The 25,754-nt window shown below is 71.7% G+C and carries 22 protein-coding genes and 1 tRNA gene; 15 read left to right on the top strand and 8 right to left on the bottom strand.

Going from position 1 to position 25,754, the window contains the following annotated elements; translation table 11 throughout:
• Positions 1-333: 333 nt before the first annotated feature.
• The 3 genes from ABZ642_RS31445 (at position 334) to ABZ642_RS31435 (ending at position 4,072) form a co-directional block, all read left to right on the top strand.
• Positions 334-1,827: an MFS transporter gene (locus tag ABZ642_RS31445; RefSeq protein ID WP_360489972.1), complete on the top strand. Its 1,494-nt coding sequence runs from the start codon at positions 334-336 to the stop codon at positions 1,825-1,827.
• A 227-nt stretch (positions 1,828-2,054) separates the two neighbouring features.
• Positions 2,055-2,465 (top strand): DUF485 domain-containing protein, encoded by a 411-nt coding sequence (locus ABZ642_RS31440; RefSeq protein WP_360489970.1) that lies wholly within the window; start codon positions 2,055-2,057, stop codon positions 2,463-2,465.
• Entirely contained in the window at positions 2,462-4,072 is a 1,611-nt protein-coding gene (locus ABZ642_RS31435; RefSeq protein ID WP_360489968.1) for a cation acetate symporter, read from the top strand. Before ABZ642_RS31440 ends, ABZ642_RS31435 begins: the two co-directional genes overlap by 4 nt.
• Positions 4,073-4,120: 48 nt before the next feature.
• Here ABZ642_RS31435 and ABZ642_RS31430 read toward each other — a convergent pair whose 3' ends face one another.
• The 3 genes from ABZ642_RS31430 to ABZ642_RS31420 form a co-directional block, all read right to left on the bottom strand.
• Positions 4,121-4,993, bottom strand: a complete 873-nt coding sequence (locus ABZ642_RS31430) for a cellulose-binding protein (protein WP_360490088.1) — start codon at positions 4,991-4,993, stop codon at positions 4,121-4,123.
• Positions 4,994-5,306: 313 nt separating this feature from the next.
• On the bottom strand, positions 5,307-8,324 hold the full coding sequence (locus tag ABZ642_RS31425) for an SUKH-4 family immunity protein (protein ID WP_360489966.1): 3,018 nt from the start codon (positions 8,322-8,324) through the stop codon (positions 5,307-5,309).
• A gap of 8 nt (positions 8,325-8,332) precedes the next feature.
• Entirely contained in the window at positions 8,333-9,349 is a 1,017-nt protein-coding gene (locus ABZ642_RS31420) for an SMI1/KNR4 family protein (RefSeq protein ID WP_360489964.1), read from the bottom strand.
• 297 nt (positions 9,350-9,646) lie between these two features.
• Between ABZ642_RS31420 and ABZ642_RS31415 the strand changes: the two genes are divergently transcribed.
• Complete coding sequence (locus ABZ642_RS31415) at positions 9,647-10,186, top strand: YwqJ-related putative deaminase (protein ID WP_360489962.1); 540 nt, start codon at positions 9,647-9,649, stop codon at positions 10,184-10,186.
• Between the two features lie 113 nt (positions 10,187-10,299).
• Positions 10,300-10,797 carry an SUKH-3 domain-containing protein gene (locus ABZ642_RS31410; RefSeq protein ID WP_360489960.1) on the top strand — a complete coding sequence of 166 codons (498 nt, stop codon included), beginning with the start codon at positions 10,300-10,302 and terminating at the stop codon, positions 10,795-10,797.
• Positions 10,798-11,009: 212 nt separating this feature from the next.
• Here ABZ642_RS31410 and ABZ642_RS31405 read toward each other — a convergent pair whose 3' ends face one another.
• A complete protein-coding gene (locus ABZ642_RS31405) occupies positions 11,010-12,329 on the bottom strand; it encodes a histidine kinase (protein WP_360489958.1) in 1,320 nt (439 codons plus the stop codon).
• 417 nt (positions 12,330-12,746) lie between these two features.
• Here ABZ642_RS31405 and ABZ642_RS31400 point away from each other — a divergent pair.
• The 6 genes from ABZ642_RS31400 (at position 12,747) to ABZ642_RS31375 (ending at position 17,585) form a co-directional block, all read left to right on the top strand.
• Positions 12,747-12,818, top strand: a tRNA-Gln gene (locus ABZ642_RS31400).
• Between the two features lie 123 nt (positions 12,819-12,941).
• Positions 12,942-14,390 (top strand): bifunctional UDP-N-acetylglucosamine diphosphorylase/glucosamine-1-phosphate N-acetyltransferase GlmU, encoded by a 1,449-nt coding sequence (glmU, locus tag ABZ642_RS31395; protein ID WP_360489956.1) that lies wholly within the window; start codon positions 12,942-12,944, stop codon positions 14,388-14,390.
• Positions 14,391-14,534: 144 nt separating this feature from the next.
• Positions 14,535-15,515 carry a ribose-phosphate diphosphokinase gene (locus tag ABZ642_RS31390; protein ID WP_360489954.1) on the top strand — a complete coding sequence of 327 codons (981 nt, stop codon included), beginning with the start codon at positions 14,535-14,537 and terminating at the stop codon, positions 15,513-15,515.
• A 235-nt stretch (positions 15,516-15,750) separates the two neighbouring features.
• Complete coding sequence (locus ABZ642_RS31385) at positions 15,751-16,350, top strand: 50S ribosomal protein L25/general stress protein Ctc (RefSeq protein WP_360489952.1); 600 nt, start codon at positions 15,751-15,753, stop codon at positions 16,348-16,350.
• 74 nt (positions 16,351-16,424) lie between these two features.
• Entirely contained in the window at positions 16,425-17,033 is a 609-nt protein-coding gene (pth, locus tag ABZ642_RS31380; RefSeq protein WP_360489950.1) for an aminoacyl-tRNA hydrolase, read from the top strand.
• Between the two features lie 42 nt (positions 17,034-17,075).
• Positions 17,076-17,585: a hypothetical protein gene (locus ABZ642_RS31375; protein ID WP_360489948.1), complete on the top strand. Its 510-nt coding sequence runs from the start codon at positions 17,076-17,078 to the stop codon at positions 17,583-17,585.
• A gap of 162 nt (positions 17,586-17,747) precedes the next feature.
• Here the strand turns inward: ABZ642_RS31375 and ppc are convergent, their stop codons facing one another.
• A complete protein-coding gene (gene ppc, locus ABZ642_RS31370; protein WP_360489946.1) occupies positions 17,748-20,480 on the bottom strand; it encodes a phosphoenolpyruvate carboxylase in 2,733 nt (910 codons plus the stop codon).
• A 308-nt stretch (positions 20,481-20,788) separates the two neighbouring features.
• On the opposite strand from ppc, the gene ABZ642_RS31365 reads away from it, so the two are divergent.
• Positions 20,789-21,799 carry a fatty acid desaturase gene (locus tag ABZ642_RS31365; protein WP_360489944.1) on the top strand — a complete coding sequence of 337 codons (1,011 nt, stop codon included), beginning with the start codon at positions 20,789-20,791 and terminating at the stop codon, positions 21,797-21,799.
• Positions 21,796-22,470, top strand: coding sequence for a TetR/AcrR family transcriptional regulator (locus tag ABZ642_RS31360; protein WP_360489942.1), 675 nt, complete (start codon positions 21,796-21,798; stop codon positions 22,468-22,470). The genes ABZ642_RS31365 and ABZ642_RS31360 overlap by 4 nt, the downstream gene beginning before the upstream one ends.
• A gap of 72 nt (positions 22,471-22,542) precedes the next feature.
• Here ABZ642_RS31360 and ABZ642_RS31355 read toward each other — a convergent pair whose 3' ends face one another.
• Both ABZ642_RS31355 and ABZ642_RS31350 read right to left on the bottom strand, forming a co-directional pair.
• On the bottom strand, positions 22,543-22,905 hold the full coding sequence (locus tag ABZ642_RS31355) for a VOC family protein (RefSeq protein WP_360489940.1): 363 nt from the start codon (positions 22,903-22,905) through the stop codon (positions 22,543-22,545).
• A complete protein-coding gene (locus ABZ642_RS31350) occupies positions 22,905-23,720 on the bottom strand; it encodes a trans-aconitate 2-methyltransferase (RefSeq protein WP_360489938.1) in 816 nt (271 codons plus the stop codon). The genes ABZ642_RS31355 and ABZ642_RS31350 overlap by 1 nt, the downstream gene beginning before the upstream one ends.
• 89 nt (positions 23,721-23,809) lie before the next feature.
• On the opposite strand from ABZ642_RS31350, the gene ABZ642_RS31345 reads away from it, so the two are divergent.
• Positions 23,810-24,307, top strand: coding sequence for a MarR family transcriptional regulator (locus ABZ642_RS31345; protein WP_360489936.1), 498 nt, complete (start codon positions 23,810-23,812; stop codon positions 24,305-24,307).
• On the opposite strand, the gene ABZ642_RS31340 is transcribed toward ABZ642_RS31345, so the two are convergent.
• Positions 24,266-25,033: a response regulator transcription factor gene (locus ABZ642_RS31340; protein ID WP_360489934.1), complete on the bottom strand. Its 768-nt coding sequence runs from the start codon at positions 25,031-25,033 to the stop codon at positions 24,266-24,268. The genes ABZ642_RS31345 and ABZ642_RS31340 overlap by 42 nt on opposite strands.
• 272 nt (positions 25,034-25,305) lie before the next feature.
• On the opposite strand from ABZ642_RS31340, the gene ABZ642_RS31335 reads away from it, so the two are divergent.
• Complete coding sequence (locus ABZ642_RS31335; RefSeq protein ID WP_360489932.1) at positions 25,306-25,752, top strand: GNAT family N-acetyltransferase; 447 nt, start codon at positions 25,306-25,308, stop codon at positions 25,750-25,752.
• The last annotated feature ends 2 nt before the right edge of the window (positions 25,753-25,754 follow it).

Here is a 25,754-nt window from a genome sequence, read left to right as displayed (position 1 = left end):
AAGCCCCGTCTTTCCCGGGGGAAAACCCCACCCCCGCCGGTTCGGTCAACCGCCCCCCGGCGGCGTAAAGCCAGGTTAAGGACGACAGGGGTGCCGTCTCCTCCTCCGGCGGTACGAACCCTCCCCGAGCCGTAGTACGGAGAACCCCCTAGGGGAAGTCCACCGCCGGGTGGAGCCCTTCTCGGGGTCCGGCTCCACCCTCCGGTGCGGTCAGCCTCCTCCCTCTCCTCGCGTGAGGGTCAAGTGGATGCGCACTCCCGCCAGGTCGGAGCGGATGGGAAGCTGTCGCACGCGACATAGATGCAAGGGGAACGCATGAGGAGGGGATCCGGCGTGGAGAACACGAGACCCGCGATACGCGCGGCCGGGCGCGACGCCGGGACGGGCCGGCGGGGAGCCGTGGTGGCCGCCCTGATGCTCGCGATGGCGCTGGCGGCGCTCGACTCCACCGTCGTCTCCACCGCCGTACCGCAGATCGTCGGCGACCTCGGCGGGTTCTCCGTCTTCTCCTGGCTGTTCTCCGGCTATCTGCTGGCCGTGACGGTGACGCTGCCGGTGTACGGCAAGCTCTCCGACACCTTCGGCCGCAAGCCGGTACTGGTCGCGGGGGCCGTGGTGTTCCTGCTGGGGTCGCTGCTGTGCGCGGCCGCCTGGAACATGGCCGCGCTGATCGCGTTCCGGATCGTGCAGGGCCTCGGCGGGGGCGCGTTGCAGGGCACCGTGCAGACCCTGGCGGCCGACCTGTACCCGCTCAAGGAGCGCCCCAAGATCCAGTCCAAGCTGTCCACGGTGTGGGCGGTCTCCGCGGTCGCGGGGCCGGGGCTCGGCGGGGTGCTGGCCACGTACGCGGACTGGCGGTGGATCTTCCTCGTCAATCTGCCGATCGGCGCGGCGGCGCTCTGGCTGATAGTGCGTCATCTGCACGAGCCGGAGCGCGCGCCGCGCACGCCCCCGCGGGTGGACTGGGCGGGCGCGCTGGCGGTCTTCGCGTGCGGGGGCGTGCTGCTGACGGCGCTCGTGCAGGGCGGGGTGGCGTGGGCATGGTGGTCCGCGCCGTCGTGCGCGCTGTTCGCCACCGGGCTCGCGCTGGTGGGGCTCGTGATGTGGATCGAGCGCCGGGCCGCGGAACCGATCATCCCGGGCTGGGTGTGGCGCCGCCGTACGATCGCGGCGGTCAACCTCGCGCTCGGCGCGCTGGGCCTGCTGATGGTGGCGCCGACGGTGTTCCTGCCCACCTACGCGCAGTCGGTCCTCGGTCTCGCGCCGGTGGCCGCCGGATTCGTACTGTCGGTGTGGACGCTGAGCTGGCCGATCTCGGCGGCGTTCAGCCAGCACGTGTACCGGCGCATCGGCTTCCGCGACACCGCGCTGCTCGGCATCGGCGCGGCCGCGCTGATCCTGTTCGCCTTCCCCTTCCTGCCCTACCCCGGCGCCGCCTGGCAGCCGACGCTGCTCATGCTCGTGCTGGGCGGCGCGCTCGGCCTGTTCCAGCTGCCGCTGATCGTCGGCGTGCAGTCGACGGTGGGCTGGGAGGAGCGGGGCACGACCACCGCGTCGGTGCTCTTCTGCCGGCAGACCGGACAGACCATCGGCGCCTCGGTGTTCGGCGCGATCGCCAACGGGGTGCTCGCGGCCCACCTGGGCGGCGCGGGCGACCTCGACTCCGTCACGCGCGCGCTGGACGACGGAACCGCCCCCGAGTCCACCCGTCACGCGATCGCGGACGCGGTCCACGCGGTGTACCTCGGAGCGGCGTGCGCTGCCGCACTGGCGTTCCTGGTCCTGCTGTTCGTGGCACCGCGACGCTTCCCGGTCCTCACGGACTGACACCTGACCCTGCGTCAACACGGTCCCCGAGAACCGACTCCCCTCTCCCGGTTAACGCGGGTAACACCCGAGGTCAGAGACCCTCTCGGCCAGTAAGCGCATACCGGTCGGCCAGTTGGCGAAAAACACCGCGAGCCCCGGCTACTTGCGAGTAGGGTGCGTGACCCCGCTCCCTCCTCTCCCTGCGGTCCGCCGCCACGGACCCGAGCCACGCAAGGAGCACCGGGATGTCCCAGGACCCTTCCCCGCGCGATCCGTCGTACCTCACCTACCCCTGGCAGCCGCTGCCGCCGGAGCCGCCGGCACCCCGTCATGTGCCGCACCGGGAGCCGGTCGGCCACCACAGCGACCTGCGGGTGCTGCGCGGCGCCTACCGCCTCCAGCGGCGCACCGCGACCCTCACCGCGCTCGGCTACTTCACCCTGTTCCTGGTGCTGTCCGCGTTCGCCCCGCGCGTGATGACGAGCACCGTCGCCGACGGCGTACCCGCCGGCCTGCTCCTCGCCCTTCTCCAACTGCCCGTCACCTGGCTGGCGATCGCCCTGTACGAGCACACCGCGCGCCGCCACGTCGACCCGCTCGCCGACCGCATCCGCAGAACGGCCGAACTGGACGCCAGGCGAGGAGCCGTACGGTGACCGGCTTCAGCGACTCCTCGCAGGCCATGTCCCTGGTCGCCTTCACCGCCGTCGCCACCCTCACCCTCCTGCTGTGCGTGCTGACCGGCCCGGACCGCGACGACCTCGACGCGTTCTACACCGGCTACGGCTCCCTCTCCCCGCTGCGCAACGGCCTCGCCATCGCCGGCGACTACATCTCCGCGGCCACCGTCCTCGGCACCGGCGGCGTGATCGCCCTGTGCGGCTACGACGGTGTCGTCCTCGCCCTCAGCACCGCGCTGTCGCTGATGCTGCTGATGTTCCTGCTGGCCGAACCGCTGCGCAACGCGGGCCGGTTCACCATGGGCGACGCGCTGGCCCGCCGGATGCCCGGCCGGTGCGTACGGATCACGGCCTGCGCGGTGACCATCGCCGCCCTGCTGCCGCTGATGCTGGTCCAGCTCGCCGGCGCCGGCCAGCTGATGGCGTTCATCCTCGGCTTCTCCGACGAGTCCGTGCAGACCTGCTGCGTCATCGGCCTCGGCGCGCTGATGATCAGCTACGCGGCCATCGGCGGCATGAAGGGCACCGCCCTCATCCAGATCATGAAGATCGTGATGCTGCTCGGTTCCGGCACCGCGGTCGCCCTGCTGGTCCTGCGCCGCTTCGACTGGGACCCCGGCGCCCTGCTCGCCGCCGCGGCCCGGGGCAGCGGCGCCGGAACCGCCTACCTGCACTCCGGCCTGCAGTTCGCCGCGGGCCCCAACCCCCGCCTGGACATGATCAGTTCAGAGCTGACCATCGTCCTCGGCGGCGCCTGCCTGCCGCACATCACCATGCGCATGTACACCGCCTCCGGTGCCCGCCAGGTCCGCCGCTCCATGTCCTGGGCCGTGTCGAGCGTCGCCCTGTTCGTCCTGATCATCAGCGTCGTCGGCTTCGGCGCCACCGCCCTGGTCGGCCGTGGCGCCATCACCGCCGCCGACCCGCAGGGCAACACCGCCTACCTGCTGGGCTCGCGCGCGGCGTTCGGAACCGACGTGTCGACGGCGGGGACCCTGCTCTTCACCACCGTCACCACGGCGATCTTCCTCACCCTGCTCGCCTCCGTCGCCGGCATGATCCTCGCCTGCGCCAACTCCCTCGCCCACGACGTCCTCGCGACCCGCGCCCAGGAGACACCGGCCCGCCGCGAGATGAAACTCGCCCGCGTCTGCGCGCTCGCCATAGGAGTCCCCACGATCCTGCTGGCGACCCTGGTCCAGCACCACAGCCTGCAGCCCCTGGCCACCCTCTCCTTCTGCCTGGGCGCCTCCGCCCTCGCCCCCGCCCTGGTCTACGGCCTCTTCTGGCGCCGCTACACCCGCACCGGCCTGATGTGCACCCTCCTCGGCGGCACCCTCACCGTGCTCCTCTTGATGCCGGGCACGAACCTGGTCTCCGGCTCGCCGGGCGCCGCCTTCCCGCACGCCGACTTCAACTGGTTCCCCTTCACCACCACCGGCATCGTCTCCATCCCGGCCGGCTTCCTCCTGGGATGGCTGGGGACGGTCGCCTCCGGCCGGCGCGGGGCGGCGGAACAGCGCAGGCAGTACGAGGCCGTGGAGGGCTGGATCCTCGCGGGCGCCGGGCGCCGGGGGGCCTGAACGGAGCGGAGGGGGTGGAATGGAGGCGCGAGGGCGCGGAGCAGGGCGCTATTCGGCCGACGCACGCCCCGTGAGGGACATGAGGCTGTCACGCATGTGGTCCATGTGCGCCTGTACGTCGTCCCAGGTCTCCCCGTGCTCACGCAGCACCCGCTCGGTCTCCCGCGCGATGCGCTCCTCCCGGATCCGCGCCTCCGCGAGAATCTCCTCGGCACGCACCCGTGCCGCCTCCTGGGAACGGTGCTCCCACTCCTCCGCCTCGCCCAGGGCACGCTTCGCCTCGGACAGGGCGGCCTCCGCGCGGGCGATGCGGTCGGCCATCTGGGCATCGGCCTCGGCGGCGCGCGCGGCCTCCTCGTCCTCCGCCTCGATCCAGCGTTCGGCGTGCTCCTTGGCCTGCTCGGCAAGCATCCCGGTGGTGCGCTGCCGCAGCTCGCGCAAGGCCGCGAGAGCCTCGCCGCGCGCCTCCTTCACCTCCAGCCGGGCGCCGATACGGATCTCCTCGGCCTCGGCCTGCGCGGCGAGCAGCAGTTGGCGGGCGCGCTCCTCGGTGCTCGCGCGGAGTGCGTCCGCCTCCTCACGCGCCGCACAGCGCTCGTTCTCGGCGCTCGCCTCTGCCTGCACAACCCCGTCGATCAGAGCGCGCCGGGCGTTTTCGCGCAGCGCCGTCGCCTCGTCCACCACGAGCCGGAAAATACGCTGCGTGCGGTCCCCCAGCGTCTCGTAGGTCTGGGGCGGCAGCTGCTCGACGACGGCACGCAGGCGTGCGGACTCCGCCTCCATGTCCTTGGCGAGCACGGTGAGGCGCGCAGCACGCTCCCACGCCGCGTCCCGGTCCTGCGAGAGTGCCGCCAGGAACGTGTCGACCTGTTCGGGGCGGTAACCACGCCCGCGGACGGTCACGAAGTCGTACGGCGGCATCGATGCGCTGCTCACCTTGGAACCCCTCTCCGCCGGACCCGCACGAAATGATGATTTCGCGCACATCTTGATGGATAGGGCGTAAGTGTTCATAACGCGACACTCCGCAGACATGTCACGGCCGGAGCGCCGCGCATCGCATCCGGGCCCGCGAGAGCACCAGGAGGCGTGAACTCTCAGCCGCGCGCCCCCGCGGTACCGGCTCGGCACCACCGCCCCGACCCGGTCCCGGACAGAGGCGTGCACGCACGCGTGGGGGCCGGTCCGGTTCACCCGACCGGACCGGCCCCCACCGGCTGTTCCTACCGCCGAGCTACAACAGGCCGTCCCACATCTGCTCCAGCAGCACCGACCACCAGCTCTCCGGCGAACCGAGCGCCGCCGGGTCCAGGGAGGCCAGCTGTGCCTGGAAGTCGACGGTCCAGCGGCCCGCCTGCTCCTGGTTCAGGCCGAACCTGAGCCGCCACATCCGGCCCAGCAGCGCCAAGCAGCGCGCGAACTCCGGCAGCCCGGTGTTGACGAACTGCGGCGGCACCGACGCCCCGCCCGGCCCCGCCTCCACCGGTACGGCCACGATGTTCGCGGTGCCGTACTGCACACAGATCGCCTTGCCGAAGTCGGTACCCATCACGAGGTACGACCCGGCGTCCGGCGCCGGCTGCACCCCCCGCTCCTGCGCCAGCTCGGCCAGCGTCGGCACCGGACGGCCCGGCTGGGCCTGCGCCCAGAAGAACGGCCCCATGTCCAAAGGCAGTCCGGCCGCGACCAGCGTGTGCGCCACGACCGGCGGCACCCCCTGCCGCGACACCGCCGCCTGCTCGAACCGGAACACGCCCGGCCCGAACGCCGCCCCCAGCTCCTGCGCGATCGCCTCCGGCGGCAACGGCGGCGCCGCCTGCACCGGCGGCAACGGCGCCCGCACCGGCGCGGGCCGCGCCGGACCCGCCGCCACCTGGTGCAGCTCGCCCTGGTGCGCCAGCAACTCCCGCATCCCCTGCTGCCGGCTCGCGTGATCCGTCCCGTACGGCGCGATGCTCGCGAGCCGCGCCTGCGGCCACTGCTCCCGGATCATCCGCGCGCAGTAGGCACCGGGCAGCTCGCACGACTCCAGCTCCGTGTGCAGCTCCAGCACCTGGTCCGGCGGCACGTTCATCGCCCGCAGCTCGTGGTAGATCTGCCACTCCGGGTGCGGCGTCCCCGGCGCCGAACGCCGGATCAGCTGCTGCTCCGAACCGTCCTGTGCGCGGTAGCGCAGCACCGCCTGGTAGCCGGGGCCCACGGTCGGCTGGCCCTGCTGCGGGTAGCCGTAAGCCGGCGGCTGCTGCCCCGGCACAGGCTGCCCGGGCGGCGGCATCGCGCCGGCCGGCATCGGCGGCGGCATCTGCGGGGCGCCCGGTGCCGCCGGTACGCCGGGGGCGGGCGGGGGCAGCGGTGCGCCAGGGGCGCCCACCGGGGGCCCGGCCAGCACGGTCTCCGCGTGGTGAACCGCCCCATGCGCACCACCGGCGGAGCCTTGCGCACCCGGCGCGGGAGGCATGCCAGGGGCGCCAGGGGGCTGCGGTGCGCCAGGGGCGCCCGAGGCTTGCGGTGCGCCCGGCGCAAAGGGTGCACCGGGGGCGTACGACGGCGGCTGTGCGCCGGGCGCGTGGGGTACACCCGGGGCGCCCGGGGCTCCTGGAGCGCCGGGCGGGTTCGGCATGCCCGGGGCGCCCGGGGGCTGAGGCGCGCCCCCGCCCCTCGCGTTCGGGTCGGCCAGCATCGTGGTCGAACGATGGGCATCGCCGGGGGGCGTGCCGCCCGGGGTGCCCGGCGTACCGGGCGGGTTGGGGGCGCCCGGTGGCGTCTGCGCGCCCGGCGCCTGGGCCGGACCCCCAGGCCCCTCGGGACCCAGTGCCGACACCATCTGCGTCGGCACATACCCGCCCGCCGGCGCACCCGGCGCGGGCGGCTGAGGCGTAACCCCGGGGCGCGCGCCCGGCGTTCCAGGTGCGCCCGGCGGCGGAGGCGGCGCACCGGCCGCGCCACGCGCCTTGCGCGGCGGAGGTGCGGCCCGGCTCGTCGCGGCATCCGCTATGTCACTGGCGTTCGGTGCCAGCGGGCGGCTCGGAGTGGCCGGACCCGCCGGAGGCTGAGGCACGCCCGGAGCACCGGCCGACCCCTGCGGGTAGCCGTAGCTCGAGGCGGCGGGGCTCTTCGGATAGCCGTAAGAGGGCGCGGGCGGAGCCGCGGGCGCCGGCGGATTGGCCGGCCCGCCCGGCGCGGGCGCGCCCGGAGCCGCCGCCGGACCCTGCGGATAGCCGTACGTCGGGGCGCCCGGCGGAGGCGGTGGAGGCGTACTGCCCTGCGGCGCGCCAGGCGCGACGGACGCACCGTGCGCCCCGGGCGCACCCGGCACCCCCGGCGCACCAGCAGCTCCACGCGCCCCCGACACACCACCCTGCCCGTCGTGCACACCCTGCGCGCCCTGCACACCCGGCGCGCTCGCGTCGTCGAGCGCCGGAGACACCGCCGTGCGCGGCAGTTGGCTGCCCCCCGACATCAGCGCCGTCTCGGCGTCTCCCAGCGCACCGTTGTCGGAGTCACTCAGCGGCGGCGCGAACACCGTCGCGGGCAGCGGAACGGAACGGTCCTCACCGGCGTCGGCGTTCGTGTCGGTGCCCGCCCAAGGAGTAGCGCCGGCAGGCACGTTGGGCACGCCCGGCGCAGCGGGCGCACCCTGCGCCCCCACAGCCGCCCCGGCGCCCGCGCCCGCACCGCCCCCGGCCGCCGGCCAGGAAGCCCCACCGGCACCCGCGGGCACGCCCGCCTGCGTCTCCGCAAGCCCACCGGAACCCACACCCGGCCCCGTGCCGGAACCCACACCTGAGCCAGTCCCGGACTCCCCGGCCGCACCCCCGGCCGCACCGCCGGCCGCACCCTCGGCCGACGGCCCGTCACTCCCCGCTCGCCGATCCGGGATCCCCAGCTTGTCCGCCGCTTCCTGGAGCCACTCCGGGGGGCTCAGCAGGAACGAGGTCTGGTTCAGGTCGACCCGCGCCGCGGGCGCCGGTACCGCGTCGGCGACCTCCGCCTCACGGCCGTACTCCTCCTCGTAGCGGCGGATCACCTCGCCCACCGGCAGCGCCGGCCACAGCGTCGCGTCGCCGGTGTCCCGGGCGATGACCAGCCGCTGCCCGCCCGCGTCCGAACGCGGGCCCTCGGCACGGTCCTCGCCCCACACCACGAACCCGAGGCCGAACTCCCGTACCCGCACCTCGCGGTGCTGGTACGCCGGCACGTCGCCGTTGATCCACTCCTCCGCGCGCTCCTGCGCCTGCGCGAACGTCACCATGCCGAAACTCACTCCCCCGAGCCAACAGAGACGGCACGGGCGAAACCGCCGTCCACCATCAGGTTCGCCACCGTCTCCAACTCCGGCGGGGAACCCGCCAGCCGGGACAGGAACACGTCGAAGTCCTCACCGCAGGGCAGCAGCAGCCGTTCCACCCGCTCGGCCGGCGGCCATGACGGATCCACGTCGCGCACATCGTCGTACGCGCAGAACCACACCGAACCGAGCCGGTCGCCCTTCACCTTCACCGCCAGCAGACCGCCCTGCACGAAACACACGCCCAGGTAGTCCTTGGTCAGATGGTCGCGCAGGCACTTGTTGACGTAGACGAGGTCGTTGACCGCCGCCTCGTCGCGGACCGTGAAGAACGGCTGGTCCAGCAGCAGACCGAGTTCGGCGTCCAGCGCCGTGCCCACCGGCGCGCAGCCGCCCGCCGCCTTCAGGAAGGAGCGGTAGGCACCGGGCAACCGGTAGCCCAGGTCCTCCTCGACGCCCTGCACCTGCGACTCCGACACCGCCACGCCCGACTTGGGCAGCCCGACATGGGCCGGGCGGGTCTCCTGCAACGGCCGCGTGCCCCGCTTGCCCTGGTCCACCCGGGCCGTCGCCACCCCGCCGTGGTGCCGCAGCAACGCCTTCACCTCGACAGGGACCAGCTCCAGCCGTCGCGACCCGGCCACGTGATGCCACGTCCAGCCGTGCGGCGTCGCCACCGCCGGCACCGTGTCCCACAGTTCATGACCCGAGGCGGACAACACCGCGTTCGCCGACACGTAGTCCGTCAGCCGCAACTCGTCGACGCCGAAACCCTCCGGCGGGTCCGCGATCTCCGCCGCCGCGCGCGCGTAGGGCGAGAAATCGGGGTAGCCCTGCTCGTCGACACGTACCCCTCTCGGGTGACGTGCCGCCCGGACCGGATCCGGGAAGTGCACGACCTGCCCGGCGTAGGCCGAGTTCGGCGGCACGGCTTGTCCCCCGGCCTGGCGGCTGGGCGGTGCCCCCATCCCGAGCCGACCTGTCGTCATGACGGTTGCCCCCTGCGGCACTCTGTACGAACCGAAACCACACCCCAAAGGCGCGCCCCGGCCCGTATCCGGCTGTCTCTCCCACGTCCCAGACGCGTCGACCGCGCCCATCGCGGTGCCGACAGCCTATGCGGTACGCGAACCCCGGTCACCGGGCCTCCGCTTCCGTGACCAGCCGTCACCCCGCCGTGACAGCCTGCCCAAACCCGGGCGTGTCGCACCGCCCCAGCTTCCGCACCCGCCACGGGATTTGGCAGTCTGTGACTTTCGGGGGATGCCCGGGAGGGGAAGGCGATCATGAACGCCACACAGACGGGACCGCACACCGCGATGCCCGGCGCCGGTCACGGCGCCATCAACGGCGACCCCCGCATCGGCTGGAGCAGCACCGAAATACCTCCCGCGCCCACCCTCCGGCACCGCCGCGACGGCATCCTGCCCACCGTCGCGGCCGCCCTGTCCGTCCGCGGCGCCACCCTCACCGGCACCGCGGCCCGCGGCGACCAGCCGCCTCCGCTGCACCCGCTGGTCCAGGAGTTCCTCGACACCCTGCCCAGTGGACAACGCGACCGTTCCACCGGGCGCTGCGCCGAGGCCATCCTCATCTCACGGCACATCGCCTCCGCCGACAGCGCCCGCAGCAAACGCGCCGTCCGCAAACCCATGACCAACGGTGAGGCCCGCAAGGCCCTCAAGCAGGCCAAGCTCACCGCCCGCCGCATACGCGAGGACGGCGACCCCCTGCACGGCAGCTTCGCCGCCCCCTGCCGGGCCTGCGCCGCCCTCACCGCCCACTTCGGCGTCCGCATCGTCGACCCCACCGCCACCGACGACTGACGCGCCCCCACCCGCACAGCACCCAACACCCCGCACCGAACACCACACGCCCCCCACGCCCCCACGTCACGCCACGCCACACGCAGCACCCGCACCAAACGAACGAAGGGCAGATGCACCCCGACCGCACCTCCACCACGCGCTTCTCGGTGCCCGTCGACGCGGCTCTGCGCGCCGCCGGTTGGCAACCCGGACGCTGGGACATAAAACAGGCCGAGGTCTGGGCCGACGCCCTCCGCGAGCACACCTCACCCGCCGGACACCGGCATGCCGTCTTCCCCGCCGCCGTGGAGGCCTGGGCCGAATTCGGCGGCCTGCACATCACCCCCACCGGGCCCGGCCGCCAGATCGCCCCCGCCGCCCTCCACCTCGACCCCCTGCACGGCCTGCACCTCGCCCGCACCCTCGGCGACCTCGGCCGCGCCCTCGACACCGAGGTCTGCCCCCTGGGCGAGGAGACCGAGACCCGCTCCCTGCTCGCCATCGACACCGAGGGCCGCGTCTACACCCTCGACCACACCGGCGACTGGTACGTGGGCCCTGACATCGACCACGGCCTCACCACCCTCATCGCAGGCGTCGAACCCCAACGCCTCACCACCCACGCCTGACCGGCACCCCCGCACCGAAACCACTCACCACCCACCCACCCACCCACCCACCCACGCACCACCCACCGAAACCACTCACCCACTCACCCACCACGCCCCCACTCACCCACTCACGCACCACCCACCACGCCCCCACTCACCCACCCACCACACCCATCCGCGACACCCGCTCACCACACCCGCTCACGCCGCCGGGATCACCGACCACCCGCTCACGCCGCCGGAATCACCGCCGACACCCGGAAACCTCCCGCGTCCGTCGGGCCCGACACGAACACCCCGCCCAGCCCCAGCACGCGCTCGCGCATCCCCACCAGACCGTTCCCGCCCGACGGCAGGCCCGCCGAGGCCGCCGACGCCGGCTCCGGCGGTGGCTCGTTCTCCACCTGCATCGCGATCTCCGCCACCCGATGCGCCAGCCGCACATGGGTCTTGGCGCCCGCCGCGTGCTTGTGGACGTTCGTCAACGCCTCCTGCACCACCCGGAACGCCGTCTGCTCGACCGCGACCGCATACGACCGCACGTCCCCCTCCACCGACAGGTCGACCACCATCCCGGCCGCCGCCGACTGCCCGATCAGCTCCTCCAGCTCCGACAGGTACGGCCCCTCCTCCTCGGCCACCCGCGAGGCGGCCGCCGCGGCGGCCGCCCCCACCGCGGCCAACGGCAACGACGCGGACGCCGGCGCCGGCGCCGTACGACGCCGGACGCCGTCCCCGGAGCGCAGCACCCCGAGCATCTCCCGCAGCTCCGTCAGCGCCTGGCGCCCCATGTCACCGACCAGTGCCGCGTTCTTCACCGCCTTCTCCGGGTCCTTCCGCGCCACCGCCTGCAAGGCCGCCGCGTGCACCACCATCAGGCTCACCCGATGCGCGACGACGTCATGCATCTCCCGCGCGATCCGGGTCCGTTCCTCGCCCCGCGCCCACTCCGCACGCTCCTCCGCGCGCTCCGCGAGCAGCTGCAGCTCCCGCTCCAGGCTGTCCGCGCGCTCCCGCAGGCTCTCCATAAGCCGCCGCCGCGCACCCACGTACAGGCCCAGCAGCACCGGGGGCGCGGTCAGTCCCAGCGAGGTCGCCAGCGACGCGAAGGGGACGAACCAGTCCCCCATCGTCAGATCCCCGCGCGCCATGCTCTGCCGGACCCGCACGAACGTGACGATCAGCGTGCCGAGGAACGTCATTCCGGACAGCGCCACGATGATCCGTCGCGGCACCTCGGCCGCGGCGAGGGTGTAGAGGCCGACGATGCCCATCAGGAAGCCCATCTGGGCCGGTGTGATCGCGATCGACACGAGTACGACTGCGATCGGCCATTTCCTGCGCAGCAACAGCACCGAACCGGCCAGCAGACCGAACACGATCCCGGCCGACACCGGAACACCCGCGTCCCGAGCGAAGGGGATCCCCTCGGCGCCGCACTCCAGCGCCGACACCAGTGCCAGACCACCGTCCAGTACCGCACTACGCCACCGCGACCACCACCACGGCCCTGCCAAGGCCGTCGTGCGGTCTGCCCCCGTCGTGGTCATGCGTCCAGCCTACGGGCGCGGGGGTGGGCTTTTCCGGTGAGTTTCGTCTACTGGCCTACACCACCCTCCGTAACCGAACAACACCGAAACCCACTGGTATCCCTCGAACCGCTGAACCATGACCGTTCAGCCTCGGAATCGATCATTCCGCCCAGACGGTGTGCCCATGGCGCATTCGGACAGCAAGTACCGGGACTTCGAGGGCCTCCGGGAGCGGGCGGTGGCGCTGCGGCGGGCCGGACTCGGCCGACACCAAAGAAGACGAGCCCGAGAACGCCTCGGAGACATACCGAGGTTGCCTGACCGTCTATGTGCTCCAGAGCGCGGACTTGTATCGTCGCGTGGAAGGCGCCTGGTACGGCATAGTAGGAGGCGCCATTCGACAGCCGGGCTAAATGTCTGGTTTGGTCGACATGTTCCCCCGTGGTGTAATTGGCAGCACTGTGGCTTTTGGTGCCATCTGTCCGGGTTCGAGTCCTGGCGGGGGAGCCGCACTCATCAGGGCCCTGACCGCCGACAGCTCCGTCAGGGCCCACTCTCATGTCCCCCATGAAACGCCCCGGTATCCTGCGGATGTCACCCCCACCCATCCAAAAGCCGAAGGGCAACTCCGTGAGCGCCATTCGCCCGGCAGCCGTCGTCGTTCTCGCAGCGGGTGAGGGCACCCGTATGAAGTCGGCCACACCCAAGGTCCTGCACGAGATCTGTGGCCGTTCCCTGGTGGGCCATGTGCTCGCCGCCTCCCGCGAGTTGAACCCCGAGAACCTCGTCGTCGTCGTCGGGCACGCGCGTGAGCAGGTCGGCGCGCATCTCGGTGCGGTCGACCCCGCCGCCCGTACGGCCGTGCAGGAACAGCAGAACGGCACCGGGCACGCGGTACGGATGGCGCTGGAGGAGCTGGGCGGCACGGTCCAGGGGACCGTCGTGGTCGTCTGCGGGGACACCCCGCTGCTCACCGGTGCGACCCTCGCCCGGCTCACCGAGACGCACCACGGCGACGGCAACGCGGTGACCGTGCTGACCGCCGAGGTCCCGGACGCGACCGGTTACGGCCGGATCGTGCGCGACGACTCGTCCGGCGCGGTGACGGCCATCGTCGAGCACAAGGACGCCTCCGACGACCAGCGGGCGATCCGGGAGATCAACTCGGGTGTGTTCGCGTTCGACGGGCAGTTGCTCGCGGACGCGCTGGGCAAGGTGCGCACGGACAACAGCCAGGGCGAGGAGTACCTGACGGACGTGCTGGGGATCCTGCGCGAGGCCGGGCACCGGGTCGGCGCCTCGGTGGCCGCCGACCACCGCGAGATCGCCGGGATCAACAACCGGGTGCAGCTGGCGGAGGCCCGCCGGATCCTCAACGACCGGCTGCTGGAGCGGGCGATGCTGGCCGGCGTGACCGTCGTGGACCCGGCGACCACGTGGGTCGATGTGACGGTCACCTTCGAGCAGGATGCCGTCGTCCACCCGGGGACGCAGCTGCAGGGCTCCACGCACCTCGGCGAGGGTGCCGAGGTCGGGCCGAACAGCCGGCTGAGGAACACCCGGGTCGGGGCCGGGGCGCGGGTGGACAACACGGTGGCCGATTCCGCCCATGTCGGTCCGAACGCGTCCGTGGGACCGTATGCCTATCTGCGGGCGGGGACGCGGCTGGGGGCCAAGGGCAAGATCGGCACCTATGTGGAGACCAAGAACACCTCGATCGGCGAGGGGACCAAGATTCCGCACCTCTCCTATGTCGGCGACGCGACGATCGGCGAGTACTCGAACATCGGTGCGGCGAGCGTGTTCGTGAACTACGACGGCGAGAGCAAGCACCACACCACCGTCGGGTCGCACTGCAAGACGGGTTCGGACAACATGTTTGTGGCGCCTGTCACGGTCGGGGACGGCGCGTACACCGCCGCCGGGTCCGTGATCACGAAGGACGTACCGCCCGGTTCGCTGGCCGTCGCCCGCGGCCAGCAGCGGAATATCGAGGGTTGGGTGGCCCGGAAGCGTCCGGGAAGTGCGGCGGCGAAGGCCGCCGAGGCGGCCTCCCGTCAGGGCACGAACGAGGACTGACCGGAAACAGGTACGCCGAAGACGTCGTACCGTGATAAGTGCACACCCGCACCTAACCAGCTGATTCGGCCTCTCGCGCCCAGCCGAGGGGTCGCTGGCAGCCAGCAGGCTGTACGGCTGAGACACCTCTGAGGAGACAGTGCTGTGACCGGGTTCAAGACGACCGGCGAGAAGAAGATGATGTTCTTCTCCGGCCGCGCCCACCCCGAGCTTGCCGAGGAGGTCGCCCACCAGCTGGGTGTCGGGGTTGTCCCGACGAAGGCCTTCGACTTCGCGAACGGCGAGATCTACGTCCGCTACCAGGAGTCGGCGCGCGGTGCCGACTGTTTCGTGATCCAGAGCCACACGGCTCCGATCAACCAGTGGATCATGGAGCAGCTGATCATGATCGACGCGCTGAAGCGCGCGTCGGCGCGTTCCATCACGGTGATCGTGCCGTTCTACGGTTACGCCCGGCAGGACAAGAAGCACCGGGGCCGTGAACCGATCTCGGCGCGGCTGATCGCCGATCTGATGAAGACGGCGGGTGCGGACCGGATCCTGACCGTGGACCTGCACACGGACCAGATCCAGGGGTTCTTCGACGGGCCGGTGGACCACCTGTTCGCGCTTCCGCTGCTGGCGGACTACGTGGGCGCGAAGGTGGACAAGGACAAGCTGACGATCGTGTCCCCGGACGCCGGCCGGGTCCGGGTCGCGGACCGCTGGTGCGACCGGCTCGGTGCGCCGCTGGCCATCGTGCACAAGCGCCGTGACAAGGACGTGGCGAACCAGGTGACGGTCCACGAGGTCGTGGGCGAGGTCAAGGGCCGGGTCTGTGTCCTGGTCGACGACATGATCGACACCGGCGGCACGATCTGCGCTGCGGCGGACGCGTTGTTCGCGCACGGCGCCGAGGACGTGATCGTGACGGCGACGCACGGTGTGCTGTCGGGTCCGGCGGCCGACCGGCTGAAGAATTCGCGGGTGAGCGAGTTCGTGCTGACGAACACGCTGCCGACGCCGGGTGAGCTGAACCGCGACCTGGACAAGATCACGGTGCTGTCGATCGCGCCGACGATCGCGAGCGCGGTGCGCGAGGTGTTCGAGGACGGTTCGGTGACGAGCCTCTTCGACGAGCAGTGAGCGGCGCTTCGTAAAGACCGTGCAGTGAGGTTTCTGCACCGGCCGCGTCAGCTGCCGGTGGAGATCCTTTTGGGTACGGCCTCCCCTCCGAGTAGACTGCTCCAGTTGCTCGGCGAGGGAGGCCGTACCTGTTTTCGCGCAGGTGTCGGCGGTCCGTTATCGACGCGCTCTTCGTAGCAGGCCGTTCGTGGCCGGGTGACCACGTCCGTTCCTATTTCTACGAGGAGTGATCACCATGTCCGAGGTGAAGATCGCCGCCGAGTCGCGCACCGAGTTCGGCAAGGGCGCCGCCCGCCGTATCCGCCGCGACAGCAAGGTCCCCGGTGTCCTGTACGGCCACGGTTCGGACCCGATCCACCTGACCCTCCCGGGCCACGAGCTGCTGCTCGCCCTGCGTACCCCGAACGTCCTGATCTCCCTGGACATCGACGGCAAGTCCAACGAGCTGGCGATCCCGAAGTCCGTGGTCCGCGACCCGATCAAGGGCTACCTGGAGCACGTCGACCTGCTGCTGGTCAAGCGCGGCGAGAAGGTCAACGTCGAGATCCCGGTGCACACCGAGGGTGAGCTGGCCCCGGGCGGCAACCTCCTCGAGCACGTGCTGAACGCGCTGCCGGTCGAGGCCGAGGCCACCCACATCCCCGAGTCCGTCACCGTCTCCGTCGAGGGCCTGGAGGCCGGCGCCTCCGTCCTCGCCAAGGACATCACCCTGCCGTCCGGCGTGACCCTGGCCGTCGAGGACGACGCGGTCGTCCTGCAGGTCCTGGCCGCGCAGGCCGAGGAGGCCCCTGCGGGCGAAGAGGGCGCGGCGGGCGAGGAAGTCGCCGAGGCCTGATCCTCACCTTCGTTTCATCGTCCGTCAGCCGCTGCTTCCTCCCGGGAGCGGCGGCTGGCGCGTATCAAGGAGACATGGACGTGACCACCCCCGCAGCCGCCAACGCCCCCTGGCTGATCGTCGGCCTCGGCAACCCCGGACCGGAGTACGCGATGAACCGGCACAACGTCGGTTTCATGGTCGCGGACCTGCTCGCCGGGCGGATCGGGGGGAAGTTCAAGCGGGCCGGCAAGGCGCAGGCGCAGGTCGTGGAGGGGCGGCTCGGGGCGCCGGGTCCGGCGAGCCGGCGGGTGATCCTGGCCAAGCCGATGTCGTACATGAACCTGTCCGGCGGTCCGGTCAACGCGCTGCGCGACTTCTACAAGGTGCCGGTGGCGAACATCGTCGCGGTCCACGACGAACTGGACATCGACTACGGCGTCCTGCGGATCAAGCTCGGCGGCGGCGACAACGGCCACAACGGGCTGAAGTCGATGACGAAGGCGATGGGCGCCGACTACCACCGGGTGCGGTTCGGGATCGGACGCCCGCCGGGCCGTATGCAGGTCGCGGACTTCGTGCTGAAGGACTTCTCCTCGGCCGAGCGCAAGGAACTGGACTACCTCGTGGACCGGGCGGCCGACGCCGTGGAGGCACTGGTCACCGAGGGACTGGAGCGGGCGCAAAGCTCGTACAACTCCTGACTTGTCCCCCACCGCAGTTGACCGGCCGTAGGGACATGGCCAATGATCCCGGCCATGCCTGCTGCCTCGGTCCCCTCCTCCCGTACGCCTCCGGTCGCCGCGCTGCGGTTCGGCCGGGTCGTGTCGATGGGCGCGGTCGCCGTGCTGATCCTGGTCGGCGGGGTGTGGGGCTCCTGGGGCACGGCGCAGCACGTGATGCTGACGAAGGGCAAGGAGCGGGGCACGATCGCGGTGACCGCGTGCGGTGCGGACACCTGCGCGGGCCCGTTCACCCCGGTCTCGTCCGGCGCCTCCGCGCGCTCAAGGGTGGTCATCGACAAGTCGGTGGCGGTGCGCAAGGGGCAGACCTACGACGTGATCGTGAAGCCCGGTACCGACGACGTGGTCCGGTCCGGCCCCGCCGGGATCCTGCTCGCCTGGGTACCGCTCGGCGGCGCGCTGCTGCTGGCGTCGGTGGTGGTGGCCGGAGGACTGCGGCTGACCCGCATGGCGTGGGGACTGGGCGGTTCGGGAATCGCGCTGCTGACGGCGGCCTTCTTCGCGGTGCAGTGAGCACGTACGGCTGCGAGCACACACGGCTGTGAGCACACAGGGCTGTGAGCACATACGGCCTGCGAACACATACCGCTGCGAGCGCATACGGCTGTGCCCCCGGGTGTACGACCCGGGGGCACAGCCGTGTGCGGTGGCGCTGGTCAGTCGGTGTTGCGCCGGTCAGCCGGTGTTGCGCAGGCCGGCCGCCACGCCGTTGACCGTGAGGAGCAGGGCGCGGGCGAGCAGCGGGTCGGGTTCGGCGCCGGCGGCGGCCTCGTCGCGCTGGCGCTTGAGGAGGGTGACCTGGAGGTAGGAGATCGGGTCCAGGTAGGCGTCACGAATGCCGAAGGTCTGCTTGAGCACCGGGGTGGCGTCCAGCAGTTCGCTCTCGCCGGTGATCTTGAGGACCTCGGCGACGGTCAGCTCGTGCTCGGCCCGGATGGTGTCGAAGACGTGCTTCAGCTCGTCGGGGACGAGGGTGTCGACGTAGTGCTGGGCGATCCGCAGGTCGGTCTTGGCGAGGGTCATCTCGACGTTGGAGACGAAGTTGCGGAAGAAGTGCCACTGTTCGTGCATCTCGGCGAGGACGGTGTCCAGGCCCGCCTCGCGCAGCGCCTTCAGCCCGGAGCCGACGCCGAACCAGCCGGGCACGATCTGCCGGGACTGGGTCCAGCCGAACACCCAGGGGATGGCCCGCAGACCGTCCAGACCGGCGCCGGAGTCCGGGCGCCGCGAGGGGCGGGAGCCCAGGTGCAGGTCGGCGAGCTGGTCGACGGGGGTGGCGGCGAAGAAGTACGCGGGCAGGTCGGGGTCCTCGACCAGGCGCCGGTAGGCGCCGTGGGCCGCGTCGGAGACCACGTCCATGGCGGCGTCCCAGCGGGCCAGGGCCTCCCCGGACTGGCGGGGGGACGTGTGCAGCGCGGAGGCCTGCAGGGTCGCCGCGACCGTCAGCTCCAGGTTCTCCCGGGCCAGGGAGGGGATCAGGTACTTGTCGGAGATGACCTCGCCCTGCTCGGTGACCTTGATCTCGCCCTCCAGGGTGCCCCAGGGCTGGGCGAGGATGGCGTCGTGGGAGGGGCCGCCGCCGCGGCCGACCGTGCCGCCACGGCCGTGGAAGAGCCGCAGGCGTACGCCGTAGCGGTGGGCGACGTCGCGCAGCCGGCGCTGGGCGCGGTGGATCTCCCACTGGCTGGTGGTGATGCCGCCGAACTTGGAGGAGTCGGAGTAGCCGAGCATGACCTCCTGGACGTCTCCGCGCAGCGCGACCAGGCGCCGGTAGGAGGGGTCGGAGAGCATGTCCTCCAGGATGGTGTCGGCGGCCTTGAGCTCGTCGGTGGTCTCCAGGAGGGGGACGATGCCGACCTTGGCCCAGCCGGCGTGCAGGTCCATCAGCCCGGCCTCGCGGGCCAGGACGGCGGCGGCGAAGACGTCGTCGGCGCCCTGGCACATGGAGATGATGTACGACTCGACGACCTCGGGCCCGAAGACCTCCAGGGCCTTCTTCACGGTCTGGAAGACCCCGAGGGTCTTCTCCCCGGCCGCGTCCACCGGCGCCGGGGTGGGTGCGAGCGGCCGGCGCGAGCGGAGCTCCTTGGCGAGAAGCTTGGCGCGGTACTCGCGGGGCATGTCGGCGTAGCGCCAGGACTCCTCGCCGAGGCGGTCGAAGAGCTGGCCGAGGGCGTGGTGGTGGGCGTCGGCGTGTTCGCGGACGTCCATGGTGGCGAGCTGGAGGCCGAACGCGGCCAGGGTGCGGATCGTACGGGCGAGGCGGCCGTCGGCGAACAGACCGCCGCGGTGTTCGCGCAGGGAGGCCTGGATCAGCCGCAGGTCGCCGAGGAGTTCGGCGGTGCCGAGGTAGTCACGGCCGGCCTGGTGCGGGGTGTCGGTGGCGAGGCGCCGCTTGGTGTTGACCAGCTTCTGCCGGATGCAGGTGGCCTTGAGCCGGTAGGGCTCCTCGGCGTTGAGCCGCTTGTAGCGGGGGCTGATCTCGGGCAGCAGCTCCAGGTCGGCGCGGAGCGACTCCAGCAGTTCCTCCGTCGCACCCGTGTAGCGGATGGAGTTGGACAGGAAGCCGCGGAGTTCGTCGATCATCTCCAGGGCGTCGTTGATGCCGTGCTCGTGCTGGAGGATGAGGACGTCCCAGGTCACCTGCGGGGTGACGTTGGGGTTGCCGTCGCGGTCGCCGCCGATCCAGGTGCCGAAGGTGAGGGGCCGGGTGTCGTCGGGGAGCTTGACGCCGACCCGCTCCAGCTCCGCGGTCAGGTCCTCCAGGACGTCGCCCACCGCGTCGGCGTGCAGTTCGTCCAGGTAGTAGATGGCGTTGCGGGCCTCGTCGGCCGGCTCGGGGCGTACGACGCGCAGTTCGTCGGTCTGCCAGACCAGGTCGATGTTCTCGGCGAGGCGGATGTCGGTACGGCGGCGGTCCGACTCGATGACCGGGGTGTCCAGCAGCGCGGCGATGCGCCGGAGCTTGTTCAGGACCGAGCGGCGCGCGGCCTCGGTGGGGTGGGCCGTGAACACCGGGCGGACGTTGAGGTTCTGGACGGTCTGACGCAGGTGGTCGGCGTCGGCGTCCTTGAGCCGGTCGGCGGTGCGGGCGAGCAGGCCGCCCTCGGCGGCGCGGCGGGTGCGCAGTTCGCGGCCGCGGTGCACCTGCTCGGTGACGTTGGCCAGGTGGAAGTAGGTGGAGAAGGCACGGACCAGCTTGGCGGCGGTCTCCAGTTCGATGCCGCGCAGCAGTTCGGCGGCGGCCTCGCCGTCCTCGCGGGTGAGACGGCGGACCTTCTCGACGAGTTCCAGCAGTTCGGGGCCCTCCTGCCGGACGAGGGTCTCGCCGAGAAGGTCACCCAGCCGGCGGATGTCGGCGCGCAGCTCACTGCTGGTCGTGGTGGTCTGGTCGTCGGCACTGCTCACAGGTGCGGCTCCTTGCAGTGTTGAAGCTCGTCTGGAGGGGACCCGTCCGTCGGCCGGGCGGCAGGCGGGGCCTGTCCGCATACGGGCCGGACTTCCGGGAAGGAAACAGAGCGGACCGCGCTGTCCGACCGACTCCAAGGATAGGTGTCCATGAGGACGCGCAGGCTATGGGGCTCTTGCCGCGAGACGCCTCGCTGCCATACTTACGTCGCCGTAGGTTACGGAACCGTAGGGAAGAACCCTTATCGTCCCGTCCGGTCGCCGCGGATCGGCACCTGTCTCAACCCTCGACCCCCCAGGGGACGCGCATGACCTCGTCTAGTTCCGATGTGATCGACGACGCCCACAAGCCGGCCGACGCTGCGGCCACGTCCGCCACGCTGGGCGGCGAGAAGAAGGGTTCGGTCGAGCAGATCGCCCTGCTGCTGTTCATCGTCGTGCCGTTCCTCGCGCTGCTGGCGGCGGTGCCGCTGGCGTGGGGCTGGGGCGTGAGCTGGCTCGACCTGGGCCTGATGGTGTTCTTCTACTATCTGGGCTGCCATGGCGTGACGATCGGTTTCCACCGTTACTTCACCCATGGCTCCTTCAAGGCCAAGCGGCCGCTCAGGATCGCGCTGGCGATCGCGGGTTCGATGGCGGTGGAGGGGCCCCTGGTGCGCTGGGTGGCCGACCACCGCAAGCACCACAAGTTCTCCGACGCGGAGGGCGACCCGCACTCGCCGTGGCGGTTCGGCGAGACCATGCCGGCGCTGATGAAGGGCCTGTGGTGGGCGCACATCGGCTGGCTGTTCGACGAGGAGCAGACCTCGCAGGAGAAGTACGCACCGGACCTGATCAAGGACCCGGCGATCCGGGCGGTCTCCCGCCAGTTCATCCTCTGGACGGCGCTCTCGGTGGGGCTGCCGCCGCTGATCGGCGGTCTGGTGACCATGTCCTGGTGGGGCGCGTTCACCGCGTTCTTCTGGGGTTCACTCGTCCGGGTGGCGCTGCTGCACCATGTGACCTGGTCGATCAACTCGATCTGCCACGCCGTGGGAAAGCGGCCGTTCAAGTCGCGGGACAAGTCGGGCAACGTGTGGTGGCTGGCGGTCCTGTCCTGCGGCGAGTCCTGGCACAACCTGCACCATGCCGACCCGACCTCGGCCCGGCACGGGGTGGAGCGCGGGCAGCTGGACTCGTCGGCGCGGATCATCCGCTGGTGCGAGCAACTGGGCTGGGCGTACGACGTGCGGTGGCCGTCACGCTCACGTATCGATTCGCGCCGTAACAGCGGGGAAGGCGGCTCCCGACGAGGGGCGAAGAGCGTCGAGGCGGCATGATTGACGCCGTGGCGACCGACTCCAGCACCCCCAGTCCCGAAAAGCCGCGGCGGGCACGTCGCACCCGGATGACCGGTGCGGAGCGCCGCCAGCAGCTGTTGGAGATCGGTCGCACCCTCTTCGCCGCGAAGGGTTTCGAGGGCACCTCGGTGGAGGAGATCGCGGCGAAGGCCGGGGTCTCCAAGCCGGTGGTGTACGAGCACTTCGGCGGCAAGGAGGGTCTGTACGCGGTGGTGGTCGACCGGGAGATGCGCCGGTTGCTGGACATGGTGACCGGCTCCCTCACCGCCGGCCATCCGCGTGAGCTGTGCGAGCAGGCCGCGTTCGCCCTGCTCGACTACATCGAGGAGTACACGGACGGGTTCCGGATCCTGGTGCGGGACTCCCCCATCCCGCAGTCCACGGGTTCCTTCGCGTCCCTCATCTCGGACATCGCCACCCAGGTGGAGGACATCCTGGGGCGCGAGTTCAAGTCGCGCGGCTTCGACCCGAAGCTGGCGCCGCTGTACGCGCAGGCGCTGGTGGGCATGGTGGCGCTGACCGGCCAGTGGTGGCTGGACGTGCGCCGCCCGAAGAAGGCGGAGGTCGCCGCCCACCTGGTCAACCTGGCCTGGCACGGCCTGGACGGCCTGGAGCCGAAGCCGCGGCTGATAGGGCACCGCAAGGCGTGAGACCGCCCCGCCGCGCCGGCCGGCCGGCGTCCCCCGCCGGGTAACCGGGACCGTGCCGGGGCCAACGGCGGCTCAGCGGATTGGTTCCAGGAACTCCAGGCGGTTGCCGACGGGGTCCTCGCAGTAGAAGCGGCGGTGGCCGGGGAGGTCACCGTCCCAGGCGACGGGCGTGCCGTGGGCGGTGAGCCGGGCCGCGTACGTCTCGATGCCCGTCACCAGCAGGCCCGGGTGGGCCTGCCTGGCCGGCCGGAATTCCTGCTCGATCCCCACGTGCAGCTGGATCTCGCCGGCCCGGAACCAGCAGCCGCCGCGCGCCGCGAGCACGGGCGGTTTGGGGACCTCCGTCATGCCGAGGGTGTCCACGTAGAACGTCCGCAGCCGGTCCTCGGAGCCGGGCGGGGCGGCGAGCTGGACGTGGTCGAGGGCGGCGAGCATCAGTTCTCCTCCTTGTGGGCGACGGCGAAGATGCGCCGGAACGGGAACGGGGTGCCGTGCGGGCCGGCCGGGTAGGCCTCGCGCAGTGCGGTCCGGTACTCGGTGAGGAAGGCGTCACGGGCCCCGGGATCGTCGGCGAGGGCGGTGAGGACCGGGCGCAGTCCGGTGCCCTTCACCCAGTCGAGGACCGGGTCCTCGCCGGTGAGCAGATGGATGTACGTCGTCTCCCAGACGTCGGCGGCGCAGCCGAGCGCGGTCAGCCGCTCCAGGTAGGCCTCGGGGGTGTGGACGGCGTCGTCGTGGCGCAGGGCCTCGGCGAGGCGGCCCCGCCAGCGGGGGGACTCGGCGAGGGTGCGCATCAGCCGGTGGCTGGGGGCGGTGAAGTTGCCGGGGACCTGGAAGGCGAGGGTGCCGCCGGGGGCGAGGCCGGCGATCCACTCGGCGAACCGCTCGGCGTGCCCCGGGACCCACTGGAGCGTGGCATTGCTGACGATCAGGTCGTACGGCCGCTCGGGCGCCCAGGTGCGGACGTCGGCGTGGGAGAAGTCCAGGCGGCCGCCGCCGGCCGTGCGGCCCTCGTACTCCACGAGTGCCTTGTCGAGCATCTCGGGCGAGTTGTCGTAGCCGGTGATGTGGGCGGTGGGCCAGCGTTCGGCGAGCAGGGCGGTCATGTTGCCGGGGCCACAGCCGAGGTCGGCGACGGCCGGGGGCTCGCCGGGGAGCGCGGGGATCCGGGCGAGGAGGTCGGTGAAGGGGCGGGCGCGGTGGTCGGCGTGCCGGAGGTACTGGGTGGGGTCCCAGGCAGGAATCGTCATGGGTCCCACCTTCCCCGTCCCGATATCTTGATGTCAAGAAGCTCGACATCAAGAGACTTCATGTCGACACAACCACTACACTGATCGCCATGGAGGACGAGGTCGATCGGCTGGTGGCTGCGTGGCGCCGGGAGCGCCCGGACCTCGACGTGGAACCGCTTGAGGTGCTCAGCCGGGTGAGCCGACTGGCGCGGCACCTGGACCGGGCACGTCGGCTGGCCTTCGCGGAGCACAGCCTGGAACCCTGGGAGTTCGACGTGCTGACCGCGCTGCGGCGCGCGGGGACGCCGTACCAGCTCTCCCCCGGGCAGCTGCTGACCCAGACCCTGGTCACCTCGGGGACGATGACCAACCGGATCGACCGGCTGGCCAAGAAGGGCCTGGTGGAGCGGTTGCCGGACCCGAGCGACCGGCGGGGCGTGCTGGTGCGGCTGACCGAGGAGGGCCAGGACCGCGCGGACCAGGCCCTGGCCGGACTCCTCGACCAGGAACGGGCGATCCTCGCCGAACTCTCCCGCACCCAGCGCGTCGAACTGGCCGGCCTGCTACGCCAGTTGACCGCCCCGTTCGACAACATCCCCGGTTAGGTCGGCCGGACCGACCCCGGCCCGGCGGGCGAGGGCGACGGCTGCCAGGGTTGAGTGGACGCCCAGCTTGCCGAGCACGTTCTGCATATGGGTGCGGACGGTGTGCGGGGACAGGAACAGGCGCTCGGCGACCGCCTTGCGCCCCAGGCCCGCCACCATGCACCGGAGGACTTCCCGCTCCCTCGGCGTGAGGGACTCCACGAGCCGTTCGCTCTCGGTGCGGTGCTTGCGCGCGGCCGTCAACTCCCGCAGGACCCCGGTCAGCAGGGCGGGCGGCAGATGGGTCTCGTCGCGCAGCACCCCCCGGATGACGTTCAGCAGCCGGGACAGCGAGCAGTCCTTGGCGACCCAGCCACAGGCACCGGCCTGCAGGGCCAGGGCCGCACGCCTGGGATCGTCCTTCTCGGCGAGCACGACGACACGGACGGCGGGGTGGGCCGAGCGGACCCCGGCGACCAGGGATATCCCGTCGACCAGACCCTCCTCGTTGCCCTCCTGCACCGGTACCGCCGGGCGGCCGCCGGGCAGTTGGCCGCCCAGATCGGCGTCGGCGAGCAGCACGTCGTAGCGGCGGCCCTCGGCGACCGCGCGCTCCAGGCAGCGCAACGCCGCCGGACCGCTGCCGGCCGCGGACACGTCGACGTCGGGCTCGGCGGCCAGCGCCGCGGCGAGCGACTCGGCGAAGATACGGTGGTCATCGACGACCAGAACTCGGATACGAACCACGAAACCCCCTTCCCCGAGCTCTTCACGAGCAGGGGATACCCCAAGGTGCTCAGAACGACGGGTCACACGGACACGACACCCGCGGGAGGACCGAACCGCACGGCCGCCGCCGTGCCTGAACTGCTACCCCCACCGCGGGTGTCGTACCCGACTTGTCTCGCCCCCTGATCAGCACCGGCCCCCACCGGTGCTGCTCCTCAGGGTACGGAAGGGGGGCGGGAGCGGAAGGCAATTTGCAGAACTGCCCGGCCGACGCGTTTATGGTGTGCCGCATGTTTCGTATTGAGGCGGAAGTCGACAAAGAACGGCGGGAACTGCTCCGCACCCGGCTGCTGGACGACAACACGGCGGCCTCCCCGGTCCTCGCGGCCCTGCGCGGCACCCCCGGCGAACGCCAAGTTCCGCTGCACGTCTGGGCGATGGACGAGAAGTCGGGCGAGCTGGCGGGCGGTCTGGTGGGGCACACCTGGGCGACCTGGCTGCACGTCACCTATCTGTGGGTGGACGCGGGCCGTCGCGGCGCGGGTCTGGGCGCCCGGCTGCTGGCCGAGGCGGAGCGCATCGCCGGGCAGGACCGTGCCTGCACCGCCGCGCGTCTGGAGACCTGGGACTTCCAGGCGCCGGACTTCTACCGGAAGCAGGGTTACGTCGTGGTGTGCGTGGTCCCCGACTATCCGCCGGGGACCACGGAGTACACCCTCACGAAGCGGCTGGGCTGAGC

The organism is Streptomyces sp. NPDC007157, assembly GCF_040634235.1.
In the GTDB taxonomy this organism is placed as follows: Bacteria; Actinomycetota; Actinomycetes; order Streptomycetales; family Streptomycetaceae; genus Streptomyces.
The sequence above is the reverse complement of the archived record's forward strand: the minus strand, read 5'-3'. Positions and strand labels throughout refer to the sequence as shown.

Coding starts and splice junctions, on each gene's coding strand:
- ABZ642_RS31440 (WP_360489970.1), top strand. CDS start 2,055: ATGTCCCAGGACCCTTCCCCGCGCGATCCGTCGTACCTCACCTACCCC.
- ABZ642_RS31430 (WP_360490088.1), bottom strand. CDS start 4,993: ATGCCGCCGTACGACTTCGTGACCGTCCGCGGGCGTGGTTACCGCCCC.
- ABZ642_RS31425 (WP_360489966.1), bottom strand. CDS start 8,324: ATGGTGACGTTCGCGCAGGCGCAGGAGCGCGCGGAGGAGTGGATCAAC.
- ABZ642_RS31420 (WP_360489964.1), bottom strand. CDS start 9,349: ATGACGACAGGTCGGCTCGGGATGGGGGCACCGCCCAGCCGCCAGGCC.
- ABZ642_RS31415 (WP_360489962.1), top strand. CDS start 9,647: ATGAACGCCACACAGACGGGACCGCACACCGCGATGCCCGGCGCCGGT.
- ABZ642_RS31410 (WP_360489960.1), top strand. CDS start 10,300: ATGCACCCCGACCGCACCTCCACCACGCGCTTCTCGGTGCCCGTCGAC.
- ABZ642_RS31405 (WP_360489958.1), bottom strand. CDS start 12,329: ATGACCACGACGGGGGCAGACCGCACGACGGCCTTGGCAGGGCCGTGG.
- ABZ642_RS31385 (WP_360489952.1), top strand. CDS start 15,751: ATGTCCGAGGTGAAGATCGCCGCCGAGTCGCGCACCGAGTTCGGCAAG.
- pth (WP_360489950.1), top strand. CDS start 16,425: ATGGACGTGACCACCCCCGCAGCCGCCAACGCCCCCTGGCTGATCGTC.
- ABZ642_RS31375 (WP_360489948.1), top strand. CDS start 17,076: ATGATCCCGGCCATGCCTGCTGCCTCGGTCCCCTCCTCCCGTACGCCT.
- ABZ642_RS31365 (WP_360489944.1), top strand. CDS start 20,789: ATGACCTCGTCTAGTTCCGATGTGATCGACGACGCCCACAAGCCGGCC.
- ABZ642_RS31360 (WP_360489942.1), top strand. CDS start 21,796: ATGATTGACGCCGTGGCGACCGACTCCAGCACCCCCAGTCCCGAAAAG.
- ABZ642_RS31355 (WP_360489940.1), bottom strand. CDS start 22,905: ATGCTCGCCGCCCTCGACCACGTCCAGCTCGCCGCCCCGCCCGGCTCC.
- ABZ642_RS31350 (WP_360489938.1), bottom strand. CDS start 23,720: ATGACGATTCCTGCCTGGGACCCCACCCAGTACCTCCGGCACGCCGAC.
- ABZ642_RS31345 (WP_360489936.1), top strand. CDS start 23,810: ATGGAGGACGAGGTCGATCGGCTGGTGGCTGCGTGGCGCCGGGAGCGC.
- ABZ642_RS31335 (WP_360489932.1), top strand. CDS start 25,306: ATGTTTCGTATTGAGGCGGAAGTCGACAAAGAACGGCGGGAACTGCTC.